14 protein-coding genes are annotated in these 17,378 nt (G+C 53.4%); 6 read left to right on the forward strand and 8 right to left on the reverse strand.

Features of this window, described 5'->3' with window-relative positions; all coding sequences use genetic code 11:
* Positions 1 to 7 precede the first annotated feature (7 nt).
* The 7 genes from V7028_RS10335 to V7028_RS10365 all read right to left on the reverse strand — a co-directional run bounded on the left by V7028_RS10335 (position 8) and on the right by V7028_RS10365 (position 11,165).
* Positions 8 to 2,404 (reverse strand): EAL domain-containing protein, encoded by a 2,397-nt coding sequence (locus V7028_RS10335; RefSeq protein ID WP_334119999.1) that lies wholly within the window; start codon positions 2,402 to 2,404, stop codon positions 8 to 10.
* A complete protein-coding gene (locus V7028_RS10340) occupies positions 2,401 to 3,762 on the reverse strand; it encodes a hypothetical protein (protein WP_334120000.1) in 1,362 nt (453 codons plus the stop codon). The genes V7028_RS10335 and V7028_RS10340 overlap by 4 nt, the downstream gene beginning before the upstream one ends.
* 97 nt (positions 3,763 to 3,859) lie before the next feature.
* Positions 3,860 to 4,600 carry a pseudouridine synthase gene (locus V7028_RS10345; RefSeq protein WP_334120013.1) on the reverse strand — a complete coding sequence of 247 codons (741 nt, stop codon included), beginning with the start codon at positions 4,598 to 4,600 and terminating at the stop codon, positions 3,860 to 3,862.
* 334 nt (positions 4,601 to 4,934) lie between these two features.
* Entirely contained in the window at positions 4,935 to 7,991 is a 3,057-nt protein-coding gene (locus V7028_RS10350; protein WP_334120001.1) for an efflux RND transporter permease subunit, read from the reverse strand.
* Positions 7,992 to 7,996: 5 nt separating this feature from the next.
* Positions 7,997 to 9,043 carry an efflux RND transporter periplasmic adaptor subunit gene (locus V7028_RS10355; protein WP_334120002.1) on the reverse strand — a complete coding sequence of 349 codons (1,047 nt, stop codon included), beginning with the start codon at positions 9,041 to 9,043 and terminating at the stop codon, positions 7,997 to 7,999.
* The gene (locus tag V7028_RS10360; RefSeq protein ID WP_334120003.1) at positions 9,040 to 10,413 is read right to left on the reverse strand and encodes a TolC family protein; all 1,374 of its coding nucleotides are present in this window, start codon (positions 10,411 to 10,413) and stop codon (positions 9,040 to 9,042) included. Before V7028_RS10360 ends, V7028_RS10355 begins: the two co-directional genes overlap by 4 nt.
* An 86-nt stretch (positions 10,414 to 10,499) precedes the next feature.
* Positions 10,500 to 11,165, reverse strand: a complete 666-nt coding sequence (locus V7028_RS10365; protein WP_334120004.1) for a TetR/AcrR family transcriptional regulator — start codon at positions 11,163 to 11,165, stop codon at positions 10,500 to 10,502.
* A 160-nt stretch (positions 11,166 to 11,325) separates the two neighbouring features.
* Here V7028_RS10365 and V7028_RS10370 point away from each other — a divergent pair, with 160 nt between their 5' ends.
* The 3 genes from V7028_RS10370 to V7028_RS10380 all read left to right on the forward strand — a co-directional run bounded on the left by V7028_RS10370 (position 11,326) and on the right by V7028_RS10380 (position 14,305).
* Entirely contained in the window at positions 11,326 to 11,982 is a 657-nt protein-coding gene (locus V7028_RS10370; RefSeq protein ID WP_334120014.1) for a response regulator transcription factor, read from the forward strand.
* A gap of 175 nt (positions 11,983 to 12,157) precedes the next feature.
* The gene (gdhA, locus tag V7028_RS10375) at positions 12,158 to 13,507 is read left to right on the forward strand and encodes an NADP-specific glutamate dehydrogenase (protein ID WP_334120005.1); all 1,350 of its coding nucleotides are present in this window, start codon (positions 12,158 to 12,160) and stop codon (positions 13,505 to 13,507) included.
* Positions 13,508 to 13,603: 96 nt separating this feature from the next.
* Complete coding sequence (locus tag V7028_RS10380) at positions 13,604 to 14,305, forward strand: NAD(P)H-dependent oxidoreductase (protein ID WP_334120006.1); 702 nt, start codon at positions 13,604 to 13,606, stop codon at positions 14,303 to 14,305.
* A 113-nt stretch (positions 14,306 to 14,418) separates the two neighbouring features.
* Here the strand turns inward: V7028_RS10380 and V7028_RS10385 are convergent, their stop codons facing one another.
* Positions 14,419 to 14,985 carry a hypothetical protein gene (locus V7028_RS10385; protein WP_334120007.1) on the reverse strand — a complete coding sequence of 189 codons (567 nt, stop codon included), beginning with the start codon at positions 14,983 to 14,985 and terminating at the stop codon, positions 14,419 to 14,421.
* Between the two features lie 229 nt (positions 14,986 to 15,214).
* Here V7028_RS10385 and V7028_RS10390 point away from each other — a divergent pair, with 229 nt between their 5' ends.
* The 3 genes from V7028_RS10390 to V7028_RS10400 form a co-directional block, all read left to right on the forward strand.
* Positions 15,215 to 16,360 (forward strand): sensor histidine kinase, encoded by a 1,146-nt coding sequence (locus V7028_RS10390; protein WP_334120008.1) that lies wholly within the window; start codon positions 15,215 to 15,217, stop codon positions 16,358 to 16,360.
* On the forward strand, positions 16,357 to 16,980 hold the full coding sequence (locus V7028_RS10395; protein ID WP_334120009.1) for a response regulator transcription factor: 624 nt from the start codon (positions 16,357 to 16,359) through the stop codon (positions 16,978 to 16,980). The genes V7028_RS10390 and V7028_RS10395 overlap by 4 nt, the downstream gene beginning before the upstream one ends.
* Before the next feature lie 112 nt (positions 16,981 to 17,092).
* Positions 17,093 to 17,378: DJ-1/PfpI family protein (locus tag V7028_RS10400; protein WP_334120010.1), on the forward strand; the 286-nt coding region annotated here is incomplete at its 3' end.

The following is a 17,378-nucleotide window of genomic DNA, read 5'->3' on the forward strand; positions in this document are numbered from 1 at the left end:
GGCCAACTCACGCCAGAATTTTCCTGGCCGAGTCGCTCGTAATCTGCTGTGCCCATACAAACTGCCGTGAATCATCGGCTGTCATCGGGCGCGCCAAACCGAAGCCTTGCAGTTCCATCACGCCAGATTCAATCAGGAAATCTCGTTGCTCGGCGGTTTCAACGCCTTCTGCCACCACACTCAGGCCCAATGCCTGTGCCATGGCCAAAACGGTGCGCGACAAGATCACGCTGTCCGTTTTGCCGGGCAGGTCACTGACAAACGACCGATCCAGCTTGATGGATTGAACTGGCATTTTGTGCAGCGTGGCCAATGATGAATAGCCGGTCCCAAAATCGTCGATTGACAAGATCACGCCCACTTCATGAAGGCGGTTCAGGTCATGCAGCACGCTTTCCTGATTTTGCATCAGCACGGTTTCAGTCAGTTCAAGTTCAAGCAGCTTCGGTGGCAGGCCCGTTAGCTTCAGAATTTTTTCAACCGTGCCGCACAGCTTGCCATCCAGCAGTTGAATACCCGACACATTGACAGACACGCTGATTGGCACTTTCAGTTTTTTGTTGGTGTCCTTGAGCCAACGGCATGCCTTGCGCATGACCTGTTCGCCCATGGGAATGATCAGCCCGGTTTCTTCTGCGATGGGAATGAACTGGGCTGGTGGTATCAACTCGCCAGTGCGCGAGCGCATTCTGGCCAGCGCTTCAACTGCACAAATGGTGCCGTTGGTGTTGAATCGTGGCTGGTAATGCAGTTCAATGCGGTCGTGCAAAATTGCATCATGCAAATCGTTTTCAAGATCAACCTTGGTTTGAAGGGTGGCGCTCATGTTGGCATGGAAAACGCGTACGGTGTTCTTGCCTGCTTGTTTGGCTTGGTACATCGCAATGTCTGCGTGTTTCAGCAAGCCTTCCACGTCGGTGGCGTCAGTCGGAAACAGTGCAACCCCCACCGAGGCACCCACATAAATTTTCTTGTCGCCCAGCTCGAATGGTTTTTTGCTGACGGCATCCACCACTTTGCGGCCCACGTTGAATGCCGTGTCTTGGTCTGCGATGTAAGGCAGGGTGATCACGAACTCATCCCCCGACAGCCTGGCCACAATGTCTGAATTGCGCACCACGCTGCGAAGGCGTTTCGAGACTGCGATCAGCAGGTCGTCGCCCCGGTCATGTCCCAGTGTGTCATTCACCGCTTTGAATCCGTCAAGGTCGATGAACAACAAACCCAGTTTGAAGTCTTGCACCTGGTCATTGCCCAGCAGTTCCTGCAAGGTTTGCGACAGGGCAAGGCGGTTGGGCAAGCCCGTCAATGAATCGTGTGTGGCCTGGTGCCGCATTTTGCTTTCATTGCGCTTGATTGAACTGATGTCGGTGAAGAAAATTGAAATCAATTCTTCGCTTGGAAATGCCTTGACCTGGTACCACAGTTCATTGGCAGGGTCTTGCCATTGAAATGTTTCTGGTTGCATGCTGCCTTTGGCCTGGTTTACAAACTTGAACAGCGGTGTTTTCTTCAAGTGCGGCGCACGCTCCCACACCATTCTGCCCAGCAGCAATGGTGCGCTTTTGCCCAGCAGCTCCGCACCTTTTTCATTGAGGTAATTCACGTAACCATTCATGTCGATGGCGAAAAAAGCATCGTCCATCGATTCCAGAATGTTGTTGATTCGCCCCTCGCTTTTCAGCAAGGCTTCTTCAAGGTGAATGTTGCTTGATCGACCAATCAACAGTACATCTGCGCCGCTGCAGGCTGCGGTCCAGTCGAAGTACACCACGTGGTTGTCGGTGTTGCGCAGGCGAAAAGATCCATCAGCAGTGCCGGTCTGGTATTTGACCTGATCCAGAAGTCGTTTGAATTGCCCCACGTCGGTTCGGAACACCAGGTTCGCTGCATCCAGATTTTCCAGTTGCTGGCCGCTTTGTCCCAGAAACTCTTCAAGTGAAGGGCTGATTTTCTTGATTCGCCCTTTGTCATCCACATTCAACAATACACTGGCGGGAATTTTTCTTTCCGCAGTGTCTGGCGCGTCGCTGGCCCGTTCAATACCATCTGAACCAGATGTAGCGTGCACATTTGCCGCGCTTGAAACATCCTGTTCATGCAGCACACCAAATTCGCCGTGGGCGCTTATTTGCAAGCGGATCCATCGCGCATTGACCTTGACATGGCCAGTCCAGCCTTGGTTTTTCAGCAGTGAATTGAACAAGGCCCGGTAAACCGACATGCCGTAGCGCGCAACAATCAGTTCGCTGCCAGATTTAAAACCGATGTGTTGACGAAAGAATTTGCTTGCCGCAATCAGTCCCAGTTCATCGCCCACGTGGCCCAACAGTGCGTGGCTTTCTGTGTTGCTTTCAAGCAATTCATTGATCAGCGGATCATCCAGCATGGTGCTCAGGTTCATACATCAAACCTTGCGAGGCGTCTCTCCATTTCGCGCATCAGCTCGTCAGCCCTTAGAATGGTTTGAACGGTGCTGCCCAGTGTTCGGAAGGCATTTTCGCTGCGTGACTGCATGCCTTCCATGGCCCCCAGTACTTCCCAACCTTGCCGTTGGTTGCCGTGGCCATTCTCTACCCATTGATGGGTCGCCCTGTCGATTGACACTGCCTGGTTTTCAATGGCGCTCAAACCACTTTTCAAGACATCCATTTTTGCCATGAATGCGTTGGTGCGTTCATTCAGGTTGTCCAGCGTGCCCAGTGTCGTATTCAATTGCTGGTTCACGGCTTGATTTGCCTGGCTTTGAATTTCTTTCTGCAACAATTGAAGTTGCTGATTGCTGTCAAAGGCCTGTTTGCTGATTTTTTGCAGGTGTTCAAGCGATTGGTTCAATTCATTGAGCAGGTCAAAGCAATCCTCGGTGGTTTTCTTGGAAAGTTCAGCGGTGCTTTGGCCCATGCGCGTCTGGTTGCCCAGGCTTTGCACGAAGTCGCGCAGCTTTTTCGAGGCCTGGGTGCTGTCCTCCATCTGTTGATGGTTGTCAGCGCCAAGTTCTTTCGCAATCTGCGACAGTTCCCGAATGTCGGTGCGCAACATTTTGAACGCGGCAACCACGAAAGCCATGTTGTCGGCGTAGTCGTTGAACACCTGTCCCATCGGGGACATTCGGCCTTGTTCATTGGTTTGTGCACGCACGCGCAAGTTAATGCCTTTTTCCTTGTCAAGGTAACCCAGCAATCTGGCACCTTCTTCGGCGGCAATTGCATGCTGTCGCAGTGTTTGCGCAATCACGGACAACAGCACCACTTCCACCACAACATAAAAGCTTTGAAGCGCCACGGCAGGCAACCCCGTGTGCTGAAGCATGCCGATCACAAGGTGATGAATCACGATAAAAAGCCCCATGCTGAGCAAGGGGTGAATGTCGCGATAAGCCAGCATCACAGGCAGCAGCATGAAAAAGCTGAAATGGTATTCAAGCAAGCCGCCTGCAAGGTAAACCTGCAGCGCGCCCATGCCGACCAGCACGGCCGCATTCACGTGCATGCTCATGGTGTGGCTGGTGGCGCGCAGCCTGCTTGCCAACACACTGGTTGCAAACAGCGGGATCCCCCAGGCCATGGCCTCGAGAGCGTTGTTGTATATCAAGCCCGCAATGATTGCAAATACCAGGCAGGTGAGATTGACCAACACGCACAAGTGATCAGCATGGCGGCGTATGGATGGATAATCGGTGCTTGCGGGGTGTGTGTCGAAAGGCCAGCGCTGCACTGTGGCGCGAGTGGCTGCATTGTTCAGGGCCGAGTGCTGGGCTTGCATGGTTGATTCTCGAAGTAACTTTGGTCATGAGTCACATTCGAGAATAACCGAGGGCATTTGAAATCAATCACCTGAATAGAGTGGATTTTTTTACCTTTTAGAACCGTTCCTCCGGGGTCAATAAACGCCATTGCCCAACCGGCAGGTCACCCAGCATTACGCGACCAATCCGAACACGCTTCAGGCCAATCACTTTCAGCCCCACGATTTCGCACATGCGGCGAATTTGGCGTTTTTTGCCTTCATTCAAGATAAAGCGAAGCTGGTCCTCGTTTTGCCAGCTAACGCGGGCAGGTTTCAGGGCCTCACCATCCAGGCTCAAACCATGGCGCAGCATTTCAAGCCCACGATCGGTCAGTTCACCTTCAACGCGCACCAGGTATTCCTTGTCCACGGTGGAATTTGCGTCGATCAGTTGCTTGGCAATGCGACCATCCTGGGTTAACACCAGCAAGCCTGTTGAATCAATGTCCAGCCGCCCGGCAGGGGCCAGGCCTTTCAGCATGGCGGGCTGGAATGGGGTAGCCGTTTTGCGGTCGGCCTGGTTTTCAAGCCCCAGGCATTCCATGGCAGCCTTGTACCGGCCCTCGGGCTGGCCGGAAACCACGCCGATTGGCTTGTGATAAAGAATGGTGACCTGCTTGCCCAGCACATTCTTTGCGCGCGCATCCAGGTCAATGGTTACCGTGGGCAACACCTTGGCACCCAACTCGTCCATCACTTTGCCGTTTACACGCACCCAGCCGTTCTCGATCAGGTAATCCGCTTCGCGGCGCGAACACAGGCCTTTTGCGGCCATGATCTTGCTCAAACGCTGTGGCTCAAAGGGGTCGAGCATGTCCATGGTGTTGGTGCCTGTGACCTTGCTGCGGCGCGGGCGCACCGAGCCAGCCGGTGGCGCTACGGGCGCGCTGCGCATGGCGGCACGGTTGCGGTTCGGTGTCGCTGGCTTGGCAGGTGCTGCTTTACTGCCCGTGCTGGGGCGTCCCCGGCCTGTTGCCGCCGGTTTGGCTGCTTCGGGTTGACTCCGGGTGCTGGGTCGTTTGGGTGGGCCTGTGCGGCCCGAATCGCCACTGCGGCCTGCGCTGCCGTTGCGGCCTGCGGGTTTTTTCATGATTTCAGAATGTCCTCTTGCGTTGAGGCCGTATTGTAGGTGAAATCAATGGCTTAGGCTATGTTCTTTGCAAGTCGGGCGGCAACAGTTTGTACAGCACGGGCGTTACCAAGCGTCCAATGAAGGTGGACGAAATCAGGCCACCGATAATGACCCACGCCATGGGCGAGTACAAACCACCACCTTGCAGCGCCAGCGGCAGCAAGCCGCCCACTGCTGTGGCGCTGGTCAGCAGAATTGGCAAAAAGCGGATTCGTCCTGCTTCTTCGATGGACTCATCCAGCCCCTTGCCTTCCTCACGCAACTGGTTTGTGAAGTCGACCAGCAAAATCGAGTTTTTAATCTCGATGCCGATCAAGGCAATAAAGCCGATCATCGCCGTGAAGCTCAGTGAATTACCGGTCAGAAACAGCATGACCATGCCGCCTGTAACCCCCAGCGGGATGACGAACAACACAATCAGCGTGCTTTTGAAGCTGCCGAATTCCAGCACCAGAATGGCGAGAATGCCAAACACGGTGATCAGGATGGCGGTGCCGAAACCAGCGAAGCTTTCCTGACGGCTTTTCACTTCCCCGGCCATTTTGTAGCGGTAGCCTGTGGGCAAGCCCATTTCGTCAATTTTGCTGGCAATGTCGCCCGCCACTTTCTCGGTGTTGTAGCCGGTGCGTGTGTAGGCAGTCAGCAGCACAGCACGTTCGCGGTTGAAGCGATAAATGCTGTTCAGGTTGTCGTCCAGTTCCAGTGTGGTGAGCTGGGTAAGCGGCACGGCCTGCCCTGTGCGGGATATCACATGAAAATCGTCCAGTGCGTTCAGGCTGCTGCGTGCCCCGGCAGGGCCGCGCACGCTGATTGTGTAGGCATCGCCATCACTCTGGCGAATTTCGCCAGCAGGTGCACCTGCAATGGCCAGGCGCACAGCCTGATCCAGTTCGGCAGAATTCACGCCCAGCAAACCGGCTTTCTCGAAATTCACTTTCAAGCGCAGGTCGCTGCGCCCGGTGCGTTGCGGGTTGTCCACGTTCTGTGTGCCGGGGTGCTGGGTCATGATGCGTTCAACCTGGGCCGACACTTCCCGCAAAGTTTCAATTTCAGGCCCCACCAAGCGAATGCCGATGGGCGCGTCCACAGGTGGACCATTTTCAAATTCGCGAACAATCAGGTTGGCCCCGGCAATGGTTTTCAATTCATTGCGAATGTTGTCGAGCAGTTTCGGCGTGTCGTCGGTGTATTTGTTCAATTGAACAAACAGTTCACCCACATTCGATTGCTTGTCTTGTTGAAACACGTTGTAGTAAATCTGCGGGTTGCCTTCACCGACTGTGGCCATCACGGCTTTCACTTCATCGATCTGTTTCAGTTTCTCTTCGACCTGTTTCACCACGGCATCTGTGGCGGCAAGGCTTGAGCCCGCTGGCAGACTGACCTCCACGATGAACTGGGGTGTGTTGGCCTTGGGAAACAGTGACATGCCCATCAGCGGCGCCAGGCCCAGGCTGGCCACGAACAACACCAGCGACGCAGCCACCACGGTTTTTGGGGTTTGCAAGGCGCGGTGCAACAGGGGCGTGTAAATTTTGTCGATCAAGCCCATCAGTTTTTGCAACACAATATTGCCGTGTTCGTTCTCGTCTTTTTTCAGCACGCGGCTGGCCAGAAACGGAATGATGGTCAGCGCAACAAACAGCGATGCAATCACGGTGAAGACTACCGCAACGGGCAGGGACCGAATGAACTTGCCCGCGTTGTCGGGCAGCATCAGCAGTGGCAAAAAGGCAAACAACAGGGTGGCCGTACAGCCCAGCACCGCCAGCGAAATTTGCCGGGTGGCAAGTTTTGCGGCTTCAACACGGTTGTATCCCATGCGCAGGTAACGGGAGATGTTTTCGATTACCACAATGGAATCGTCGACCAGCAAGCCCAGCGCAACCACCAGGCCGGCAATTGAAAGCTGGTTCAGGGAAAAGCCCGCATAGTACAAACAGGCAAGGCCTGTGAGCAACGACAAAGGCAAGCTCACCATTACAATGCCCGCCGCGCGCAAACCCAGCGGTAGCAAGGTTATCAGCACCAGTGTAACGGCCAGCCCAAAGTCGAAGGTCAAGCGGTCAATTCTTTTCTCGACGTTTTTGTACTGCTCAAAACCCCGTTCCAGCGTGATGTTGGGCGGCAGGGTTTTTTCGAACTCGTCTGCTGTTTCCTGCAGTGCCTGCTGGGTCACGAAAATATTGCGCTCGTCTTTTTGGTTGGCGGTTACAAACACTGCGCGCTGGCCGTTGAAGCGGGCCATCACTTCCTGGTTTTCGTAGTCCCATCGCACGTCGGCCACATCGCTCACGCGGATCAGGCGACCACCCAAATCTCCACCAGTGCCTGTGCCAGCAATCACGGTGTTGCGTATTTCATCCACACTGCGGTACTGGCCAGAGGTTTGTACATTCAGGCGGCGTGCACCTTGTTCCACAGGGCCACCCGGAATGTTCAGGGATTCGCCTTGAATAACACGCGCCACATCGGCGGCCTGAATACCCAGTTCGGCCAGCTTCTTGAAGTTCAAACTAACGCGCACTTGTTGTTCCGGGTACGCCCAGCTTTCGCTTTCCCGTACCGATGCAATCCGCTCGAAGGCTTCTGACAAATCTTCTGCGTAGTCGGCCAGATCGGCATAGCTGGCTGTTTCAGACACCAGCGAGTATTGAATGATGTTGGTGAAGCCGGGGTTGATCCGCTCAATCTCCAGCTTTTGAATGCCTGCCGGCAACTTGTCGCGAATGCTGTTTAATTCGCGGTTCACTTCATCGAATTTTTTGTCCACATCCACTTCGGCATTGAAGCGGACAAACACCACACCGCCGCTGTTGCGCGATGTGGACAGCATTTCCTTTAAATCGTCGAGGCTGCGCAGTGCATCCTCAATCGGCTTGGCCACCTGCTGTTCCATTTCGCGTGGATCGGCACCAGGATAAATCACATTGATGCGAAATGCGCTGATGTCGAAGTAGGGGTCTTCTGTTCGTGGAATGTTTTGGTAGGCGCTAATTCCAATGGCGGTTAGCAGGAAAAAAATGACCAGCGTGAACTGGTAATTCTTGATCGAAAAATCAGAGAGTTTCATGTGAATTACTCCTGAACTTTCACGGTTTCACCGTCTTGAAGATAGGCCGCACCTGTGCTGACCACGCGTGTGCCCTCGGGCAGTGCGTCTGAAAGCGCCAGCTGATTTCCCGCAATGAATGCAATTTGCACGTTCTGTCTGTTCACGGTGTTGTTGGCCTGGACGGTGTAAATCCACGCTGCCTTGTTGTCTCCTTCCACCACCGCTTCAATGGGCAGGTAACTGCGGGTGCCGCTGAAATTAACGGGTTCAATTCGGGCACGGCCCTGCATGCCGGAAAGCAGGTTCAGGCCTTCATGTGCGTTGGCATCAATGGCCACCAACACGCCATAGGTACCCGTTGCAGGGTCGGCGGCCTGACTCAGTTCGATCACTTTGCCCGGCCACTTCACGCCGGGAAGGGCGTCGAATTGCACTTCGGCTTTGTTGCCCAGTTGAACATGCACGGCCTGTTTGTCGGCAAGGCTGGCTTTCATCACAAAACCGCTGGCTTTGCTGCCCAGCAGCAAAATGGGTTGACCTGGCGACACCACTTCACCCGCCTGGGAAAAGCGTTTCAACACCACACCTTTGCTTTGCGCTTTGATCTCGGCGGTCTGGCTGGAGAACTGCGCCTGGCTAAGCTGGGCACGCGCAGCCTGAGCGGCGGTTTCAAGGTTGTCCAGTTGCACTTTGGAAATCACTTCCTGTTCACGCAGTGCCCGTCCGCGGCTCAGGTCGCGCTGGGCTTTGTCAAAGCCTGCGCTGGCCAGGCTGACCGCGGCATTCACATCCTGTTTGTTCAACCAGGCAAGGCGTTGCCCTTTGTCCACGGTTTCACCTTCACGCACCGTGATGGTTTCTACCACTCCGCCAACCTTGAAGCTTAAGCGTGTTTCGTCGCGAAACGCGCCAATGCCCGGTACCTCGATCAAGCCTGCAGCCGGGCCTGTTTGAACGGTTTCAATTTTCACCAGACGGTATTCGGTGGCAGGGGCTTCTTCCGGTGTGGCTGGGCCACATGCGGCCAATGTCAACATGGAAAGTGTGCTGAGCAATGTGAGGTATTTCATGGTTGAGCTCCTTCCTGTGGGCCTGGCTCTGGAATGTTTCGGTTGTTGTATTGCCAAACGGCGTGGTCAATTCGTGCCTGGTAAACGGCGGTGGCCAAACCAAGGCGGGCACGTGTTGCGCTTTGTTCCGCGCTCAGGAATTCCACTTGCGTGGTTTCCCCTGCGTTGCGTTTGCGTTCATTGATTCGCAGGCTTTCTTCGGCTGCGGCACGTTGTGAAATGCGAGCCTGAATGTTGTCCAACGACACCAGCAAATTTTCGCGGGCTTGAAGCTTGGCCAGTTGCAACTGCCGGTTCACGTGCCGCGTTCGGGCTTCAAGTGCTTGCACTTGTGCCTGGCTACGGGCCACTTCGCTGCTGCGAATACCGGCATCGGCCAGCGTCCAGTTCAACACCACGGATGCACTGGCAAAGCCGGTGTTGGGGCCGGTGCTGTAGTCACGGCCCTGGTAGCCGCCTTCAATGGAATAACCCAGGGTGGGTTTGTAAGCGGCGCGGCTCGCATCCAGCTGGGCGCGCTGCGCGGCCAGGCTGCGTTCAAGCCGTGTCAAGGCCGGGGCTGGTGTGCTGCCTTGGGTGTTGGGTTTCAATTCGTCCAGCAGCGTGCGGATTTCCGGTGGTGTCAGTTCTTCATCAGGCAAAGCCACATTGCTGTAGTTGGGCGCATGGCGCAACAGGTTGAAATATTCCTGGGCCAGCAGCGCCTGGGTGCTGGCTTCCCGCAGTGCAACCTGGATTTCCAGTGTTTCTGCCTCGGCGCGCCTGGGGGCGTCCAGTGTGGTTTCGCCTGCCTTGTACAACACAGCATTCACGCGTTCATTTTCCTGAAGTGTGCGCACACTGACCTGCAGAATGTTTTCGCGTGCCTTGGCCTGCGCAAACTGCCAGTACGCAGTTTTCAAATCGCGCACCAGTTCTTCTTTCACTTGCTGGCGTGCCGCTTCTTGTGCATTCATGGCTTGTGTTTGAGCCAACACTTGCCGGTCAAGTACGGGCTCGTAAATCGGGCCGCGCACAATCAGCCGCGTGTCTTGCTCTGTGGGGCGAAGCAGGGGAATGGACTGGTTCTGCACAGTTGGAAATTGTGCAGGTTGCCCGTTGGCCATCGCTTGTGCATTCAAGGCGGAATACACTGGATTCAGCAAATCGCCCGCCGGGAAATCAATGGTTCTTCCCCCTTCTGCCACGCTGGCGCGCGCCTGCAAGGCAAGGCTGGGATAGAAGCGCGCACGCAGGTTTTCCAGCCGCTGGCGTTCTGCCTCGACTTCGAAACTGGCCTGGGCCAGTGTCGGGTTGTTGGCGATCGCATCGTTCAGGTAGGCGTCGAGCGGCGTTGTTGCCAATGCAACGCTTTCAATCTGTGCTGCCATAAACAACAATGCAGCAACTAGACGCCTGTCAAACAAAGTCCAAAAAAAAGTACCACGAAATGGGGTGCTTGCAAACTTGGCCAGGTTCATTTTTTTCCTCCGCCAGTGCGGTTGATCAATGATTGCATGACCAGTTCTACAGCCTGGTTCATGAATGATTCTTTGGTGATTCCCAAGGTGGCCATGAAGTTGGATTTTGTTTGTGCCAACTGGATGGTGCCGTGCGTGAAGCCCCACAGGGTGATTGAAATTTGCATCAGGTTGCCAAGGTCGTTGCGCAGGGTTTTGTCGGCCATGCCCTTGGCCAAAGCCAACACCATTTCCTCGTGAACCTTCTGGCCAGCGTGGATCATTTCCATGGCGGCGCAGCACGGGTCATCCTGCACAACTTCATGGGCAGCCGCTTCAAAACGTGACATGGCGGCAAAGTGCGTGGGGTAGTCCTCCGCAAACTGCATGTAGGCCTGACCAATTGCACGAATTTGCTCCCGGCCTGTCAGGTGCGTTTCCCGGGCGTTTTGAAACTGTTCGCGCAGAATTTTCAAACCTCGCAGGCAAATTGCCAGATGCAATGCAGTTTTGTCTTTGAAGTACACATAAACCAGGGCGCGTGATACCCGTGCCTTGCGCGCAACTTGGTCCATGGTGGCTGCGTCAAAGCCTTTTTCTGAAAAAACCAGTTCAGCCGCATCAAGAATTTCTTCCCGGCGGCGTTCCTTCTCTTCTTCGCGACGTTCAGTAACATAGTTCATGATTTGGATCATAGTTTAGTCATTGACATAATGTCAATAGAGATTGTTCTCCATTGGGTGAAAGCCTTGAGTTGGCTTAGTTTCACCGCGTTGTTCGTGGCAATGTTTTTGCCTGCGCTGAATTAAAGTTTGATCATGGTGAATTGTTTCTGTGAGACGCATGGTGGTGAACAAACGCGATGGCCTTGAGCGACAGGTGGTGTTCGTGATCGACGATCACCCCATCGTCAGCTTTGGTCTTGTTGAATTGGTAAAAGATGCGGCACCCCACGCCCGCATTCGGCAGTTTTCAACCTTGAAAGAGGCGGCGCGGCATGCCTTGCGCGAATTTCCAGCCTTGATTATTTCCGATTTCTATTTGCGAGATGTTCAGCCAGAGACTTTCATCGGGCTGTTTGAAACCTTGTTTCCCGGCATCCCCGTGTTGATCACTTCAAACGACGACAAAGTGATGGTCCAGTTAAAGCGCCATCAACTGGAACGGTTTATTGCATTTTCCAAGTTCACGCCTTTTCTGAAATTGATTGACCTTATCAGGATGGGGCTGGCTCTGGCCAATATTGATTTGCTGGAAATACCCAAACAGTCAAGGGGTTTGACCCACAAACAGGTCGAGGTGCTTGAGCTGATCGGGGCGGGGCACAGCAACAAGGAAATAGCGGCCTTGTTGTGCATCAGTATTGAAACGGTGAAAGGCCATGTGAAAGACATTCTGGAACGCTTGAGTGCCAAGAACCGCATGGAGGCTTCCTTCATTTACCGTCACACGCAGATGCAGCAAAGCAGGAAAGCAGAACCGAGCCTGCACAATATTTAGTCACACCATCTAATTCCTCATGTTTTGAATGGCTTGGGCTACTTGTCCACATGCTATCCCCTAGGTTGTGCCCATTTTTTGGGGATATCCCAAGCGATCAACAGTGCTCATTTTTCCGCGTTTAGGTAAACTGCCTACACGCAGTTCCACGTGGTCCTTACAAGGAGAACAAGAGATGAGCACCTCAGCACAACTTGAAGAGTTCATGAATGGCCTGATTCGCCGCAATCCGGGCGAACCAGAGTTTCACCAGGCTGTTCACGAAGTCGCGCAACACATTATTCCCTATGTTGAAAAAAATCCGAAGTACGAGGTTGCACAAATTCTTCAACGCCTGACCGAACCGGATCGCATCATCAGTTTCCGGGTGTGCTGGGAAGACGACCACGGCAATGTGCGCACGCAGCGTGGTTATCGTGTGCAGCACAACAATGCGATTGGCCCTTACAAAGGGGGCATCCGTTTTCATGACAATGTGACCCAAAGCATTTTGAAGTTTCTGGCCTTTGAACAAACTTTCAAGAACAGTTTGACTGGGTTGCCCATGGGTGGCGGCAAAGGCGGTTCCGATTTCAATCCAAAGGGCAAAAGCGATCGCGAGATCATGCGTTTTTGCCAGGCGTTCATGACAGAGCTTTCCCGTCACATTGGGCCTTTTACCGATGTGCCGGCAGGGGATATTGGTGTGGGCGGCCGCGAAATTTCTTATATGTTTGGCCAATACAAACGCATTCGCAATGAATTCACCGGGGTGTTGACCGGCAAGGGCCTGGCGTTCGGTGGTAGTGAAATTCGTGTCGAGGCGACGGGTTACGGCGTGGTGTATTTCATGGAGGACATGCTTGCGCACAAGGGCTTGAAGCTTGAGGGGCGGGTTTGCTCGGTCAGTGGTTCAGGCAACGTTGCGCAGTACGCTGTCGAGAAGATTATCGCTTTGGGTGGCAAGGTCATCACCATGTCCGACTCCTCGGGGACCATTCACGACAAGGATGGCATCACCATGGAAAAACTTGCACATGTCAAAGAGCTGAAAGAAGTTAAAAGGGCAAGGATCAGCGAGTACGTCAACACGTACCCGCAAGCTGAGTTCATCGAAGACAAGCGCCCCTGGCACATTCCGTGTGAACTGGCATTTCCCTGCGCGACCCAGAATGAGATCAATGCAGAAGAAGCAACGTTGCTGGTGAAGAATGGATGCATCGGCGTGTCGGAAGGCGCGAACATGCCGTCAGAAAAAGGGGCGATCGATGTGTTTCAGAACGCGCGTATTTTGTTTGCCCCGTCGAAGGCTGCCAATGCAGGTGGTGTTGCCGTATCCGGGCTTGAAATGACGCAGAACAGCATGCGCCTTTCCTGGTCGCGTGAGGAACTGAACCAGCGTTTGCGCGCAATCATGGCAGATATCCATGCCCGTTGTGTGAAGTATGGTGCCGAGGAAGATGGTCACATCGATTATTTGAAGGGCGCCAACGTCGGCGGCTTTGTCAAAGTGGCCGATGCCATGCTGGCATATGGTGTGATCTAAACGTATTTACTTTCGATCACAAAGGGGCTGCCTGCACATGGGTGGCCCCTTTTCTTTTGGTAGCATGGCTCATCCTGATTTCATAAAGTGATTGCCATGAATGTTCTGATTGTTCACGCCCACCCGGAACCACAATCCTTTTGCACAGCAATGATGCAACGGATGCGCGATCGGTTCGAGTCGCAGGGACACGTTGTCTCGGTGTCGGATCTCTACGCAAAGCAGTTCAACCCCGTGGCAAGTGCAGCTGATTTTTCACAGCGCAACAACCCCGACTACCTGGTGTACGCGCTTGAGCAACGCCATGCACAGAAAACGGGTTCGCTGCCCACAGATATTGCTGAAGAACTCGCCTTGCTTGAACAGTGTGATTTGTTGATTCTGAATTTCCCGCTCTACTGGTTTTCTTTGCCTGCAATCCTGAAAGGCTGGATAGACCGGGTGTTTTTGTCAGGTGTGGTTTACGGCGGGCGCAATTTTTATGACCGTGGTTTGATGAAAGGAAAGCGCGCCTTGCTTGCATTCACATTGGGTGGCCGGGAACATATGTTTGGCGGGAACGCAATTCATGGTGAACTGGAAACCATGTTGCGCCCCGTGTTGCGGGGCAGTCTGGGCTATGCCGGTTTCGACGTGTTAAAGCCATTCGCCGCTTACCACGTGCCTTATATCACCCAAGAGGCAAGGGTGACCATGCTGGAACAACTCGATGCGGCAGTGGATGCCCTTGCCACACGTCCTTTGATTGACTATCCAAGTCTGGATGATTTTGATCCACAGATGAATCCGCTGAAGTAAACGGGCAATAAAAAACCCGTGATGCTTTCGCACAACGGGTTTTAATGAAGTCTACAGAAGACCCTTCATACGAAGGGTCGTGTAGCGGTTTTGTTGTTTTTGCTATTTCTGGATTACTTCATGCCCAGTTGCTTTTTGATCTTGGCGATCACGTCAGTTTGAACTGACTTGACCATGCCCTTGACCTGTTTTTCCAAGTCCTTGATCTGCTTCTGAACATCGCTCAACAACTTCTTGCGATCTGTTGCGCTGAATACTGATTTAGCGGCTGCGGCTTTCGCCTTGGCTGCTGGTTTGGCTTTGGCAACAGTTTTCTTCGCCTTGGCTGCAGCGTTCGCTACGCTGGCAGTGGCTGCCTTGGCGCGTGAAGTAGCTGGTTTCTTGGCGACTGGTTTTTTGGCTGCGGGTTTTTTCGCAGCAACAGGCTTTTTGGCAGCCGGCTTTTTAGCTGCAGCTGGTTTGGCAGCGGCGGGCTTTTTGGCAACAGGCTTTTTGGCAGCAGCAGGTTTTGCAGCGGCTGGTTTTTTAACAGCAGGTTTCGCTGTAGCTGGTTTTTTCGCAGCAGCAGGTTTCGCTGCAGCTGGTTTTTTCGCGGCCGGTTTTCTGGCTACTGGTTTTTTTGGAGCTGGGGTTGCTTTGCTTGCCTCGGCTTCGACTGGCTTTTGATCTGTTGTAACCATGTTTTATAACCTTCCTTAAACGGTGTGGTGAGTTATGTGTACATCAAATTTAATTAACTGAAAAGCTTTTTTCATTAATACATGATCAACAACCCGTTTGTATGTAATTTTCAATAAATTTTGTCGTTTTTTTTTCGCACCATGTCAGTGCGATTCTGATAAAAATTTCTGCATTTAATTGGCATTGCTTTTGCTAGTTTTCAGTTGATTCAACTTTGGACGCACTGACTTGTTCAAGCATCTTTCCAAACTTTCTCATCATGCAGCGTGGCGAAGGCAACTTGAATTGTTGCTGGATTCGACCGGCGAAGGTATCTACGGAATTGACCTGAAGGGCCGTTGCGTTTTCATCAACAAAGCGGGCGCGGAAATGCTGGGGTATTCCGCCGATGAAGTGTTGGGCCGGAACATGCATTACCTGATGCATCACTCGTATGCCAACAACGATTTAATGCCTGTGTGTCAGTGCCAGATTTTCCGCGCATTTCAGGAAAACAAGGGTTGTCGTGTGGACAGCGAAGTGTTGTGGCGTCGTGATGGCACCTGTTTTCACGCCGAGTACGCATCGTATCCAATTTTTGAAGATCAAGCGGTGGTGGGCGCGGTGGTCACATTCAACGACATCACCGAGCGGGTTGAGGCGCAAAACATTCGGGCTGCTGCGCAGGCGGAGCTGGAGCGGCGTGTGATTGAACGCACTGCACAATTGCAGAAAGCACACGACAGAATGCGCAGGCTTTCCGCACACCTGACCACTGTTCGTGAAGAAGAACGAACCCGGATTGCGCGGGAAATGCACGACGACCTGGGTGCGAAATTGACGGCGTTCGATCTGGAGTTGAAGGCACTTTCCTACCGCTGCGCCAGCGATGAAAAACTGACCCTGAGAATTGAAAGCATGTTGGACCTGGCGCAAGGCGCAATGGAAAGTCTGCGCCGAATACTTTCCGACCTTCGGCCTGGTGTTCTGGATCATCTTGGGCTGTGGGCAGCGGTGGAACATTTGCTGGGCGAGTTTTCCCAACGCACCGATGTGGTCAGCTCGCTCGACATTGATCCGGCACTGGAACATGTCCGTTTGAGCAAAGCGACCGAAACTGCTTTGTATCGAATTCTGCAGGAAGCATTGAATAACGTTGGCAAACATTCTGGTGCGAACAAGGTGGATGTGCTGGTTCACACCGAAGGGCGTGCGGTTGTTTTTCAAGTCAAAGACAATGGCCGAGGCATGGCGGTGCGAACTTTCAATGCGGGTTTTGGTTTGATGGGCATTGAAGAGCGCGCCTGGGACATTGGTGCGCGTTGTTCGATTGATTCCATTCTGGGGCAGGGCGTGTGCATCAAGCTGCGCTTGCCTGAGGTATTGGCCTTATGAATATCCTGATTGTGGATGATCACATGATTATTCGCCGTGGCTTGGTTCAAATTCTCGAAGAGTTTGAAGGGCAGTATGTGATTGAGCAGGCGGCCGATGGTGTGGAGGCCATGCAGAAACTTCGCAAGACGCCCTTTGATGCCGTGCTGCTCGATGTGGCCCTTGGCGAGCGCGATGGCTTTGATGTGCTTAAAAGCGTGCGCAGCGAATTTCCGAAGCTGGGTGTGGTGATGTTGTCGGTGTACCCGGAAGCGCAGTTCGCCTTGCGTGCCATTCGCAGTGGTGCCAATGCTTACTTGAACAAAGGCTGTTCTCCGGTCGAGCTTTCCCAAGCCATTAAAATGGCGTGTGCCGGACAGGTTTACTTGACAGCCGCCACAGCCAATTTAATGGCCAACGACTTGCGCAAACCCACGGACAGGCCGCTGCATGAACGTTTGTCGAACCGGGAAATGCAAGTGTTGCGTTTGATGGCGCAAGGCGAAACCGTTCAACACATTGCGCAGGCACTTTGTCTGTCGGGCAACACAGTTTCAACTTATCGTGCGCGTGTGTTTGAAAAGCTTGAACTGAAAAACCTGGTCGATTTGGTGAATTACACCAAGCACCACGGTCTGTAGTTTTCTTGTAGGGCCAGCACTACAACACAATCACAAATGGCGTGATACCCAGCCAGAAGCCACCACGGCACACTGAAACCCTGTTTAACGCAGTGTTGCCGGAGAAGCTCAAATGGCCAGAATGCAGGGTTTCAGATTGGGTGTGTATGTATTCAAGGAAGCCGAGGTGGTCGACTACGCTGCCCCTTATGGCGTGTTCTCGGTCGCCAAGCGTTTCGATCCTGAACTGGATGTGTTCCTGATTGCCGAGAGCATGCGCCCGGTGCAAACACAAGCCGGCTTCACTGTGTTGCCCAATTATTCATTTGCCGACACACCCGCCATGGATGCATTTCTCATTCCCGGTGGTTTTGGTACCCGACAGGAAATGAACAACGGCAATTTGCACCGTTACATCC

The sequence above is a fragment of the Limnobacter sp. genome, assembly GCF_036846585.1.
Lineage (GTDB): Bacteria > Pseudomonadota > Gammaproteobacteria > Burkholderiales > Burkholderiaceae_B > Limnobacter.

Excerpts from the sequence above, each read along its gene's own strand:
- V7028_RS10370 (WP_334120014.1), top strand. The coding sequence starts at position 11,326 with ATGGTGGTGAACAAACGCGATGGCCTTGAGCGACAGGTGGTGTTCGTG.
- V7028_RS10350 (WP_334120001.1), bottom strand. The coding sequence starts at position 7,991 with ATGAAACTCTCTGATTTTTCGATCAAGAATTACCAGTTCACGCTGGTC.
- V7028_RS10395 (WP_334120009.1), top strand. The coding sequence starts at position 16,357 with ATGAATATCCTGATTGTGGATGATCACATGATTATTCGCCGTGGCTTG.
- V7028_RS10365 (WP_334120004.1), bottom strand. The coding sequence starts at position 11,165 with ATGAACTATGTTACTGAACGTCGCGAAGAAGAGAAGGAACGCCGCCGG.
- V7028_RS10360 (WP_334120003.1), bottom strand. The coding sequence starts at position 10,413 with ATGGCAGCACAGATTGAAAGCGTTGCATTGGCAACAACGCCGCTCGAC.
- V7028_RS10355 (WP_334120002.1), bottom strand. The coding sequence starts at position 9,043 with ATGAAATACCTCACATTGCTCAGCACACTTTCCATGTTGACATTGGCC.
- V7028_RS10385 (WP_334120007.1), bottom strand. The coding sequence starts at position 14,985 with ATGGTTACAACAGATCAAAAGCCAGTCGAAGCCGAGGCAAGCAAAGCA.
- gdhA (WP_334120005.1), top strand. The coding sequence starts at position 12,158 with ATGAGCACCTCAGCACAACTTGAAGAGTTCATGAATGGCCTGATTCGC.
- V7028_RS10345 (WP_334120013.1), bottom strand. The coding sequence starts at position 4,600 with ATGCTCGACCCCTTTGAGCCACAGCGTTTGAGCAAGATCATGGCCGCA.
- V7028_RS10335 (WP_334119999.1), bottom strand. The coding sequence starts at position 2,404 with ATGAACCTGAGCACCATGCTGGATGATCCGCTGATCAATGAATTGCTT.
- V7028_RS10340 (WP_334120000.1), bottom strand. The coding sequence starts at position 3,762 with ATGCAAGCCCAGCACTCGGCCCTGAACAATGCAGCCACTCGCGCCACA.
- V7028_RS10380 (WP_334120006.1), top strand. The coding sequence starts at position 13,604 with ATGAATGTTCTGATTGTTCACGCCCACCCGGAACCACAATCCTTTTGC.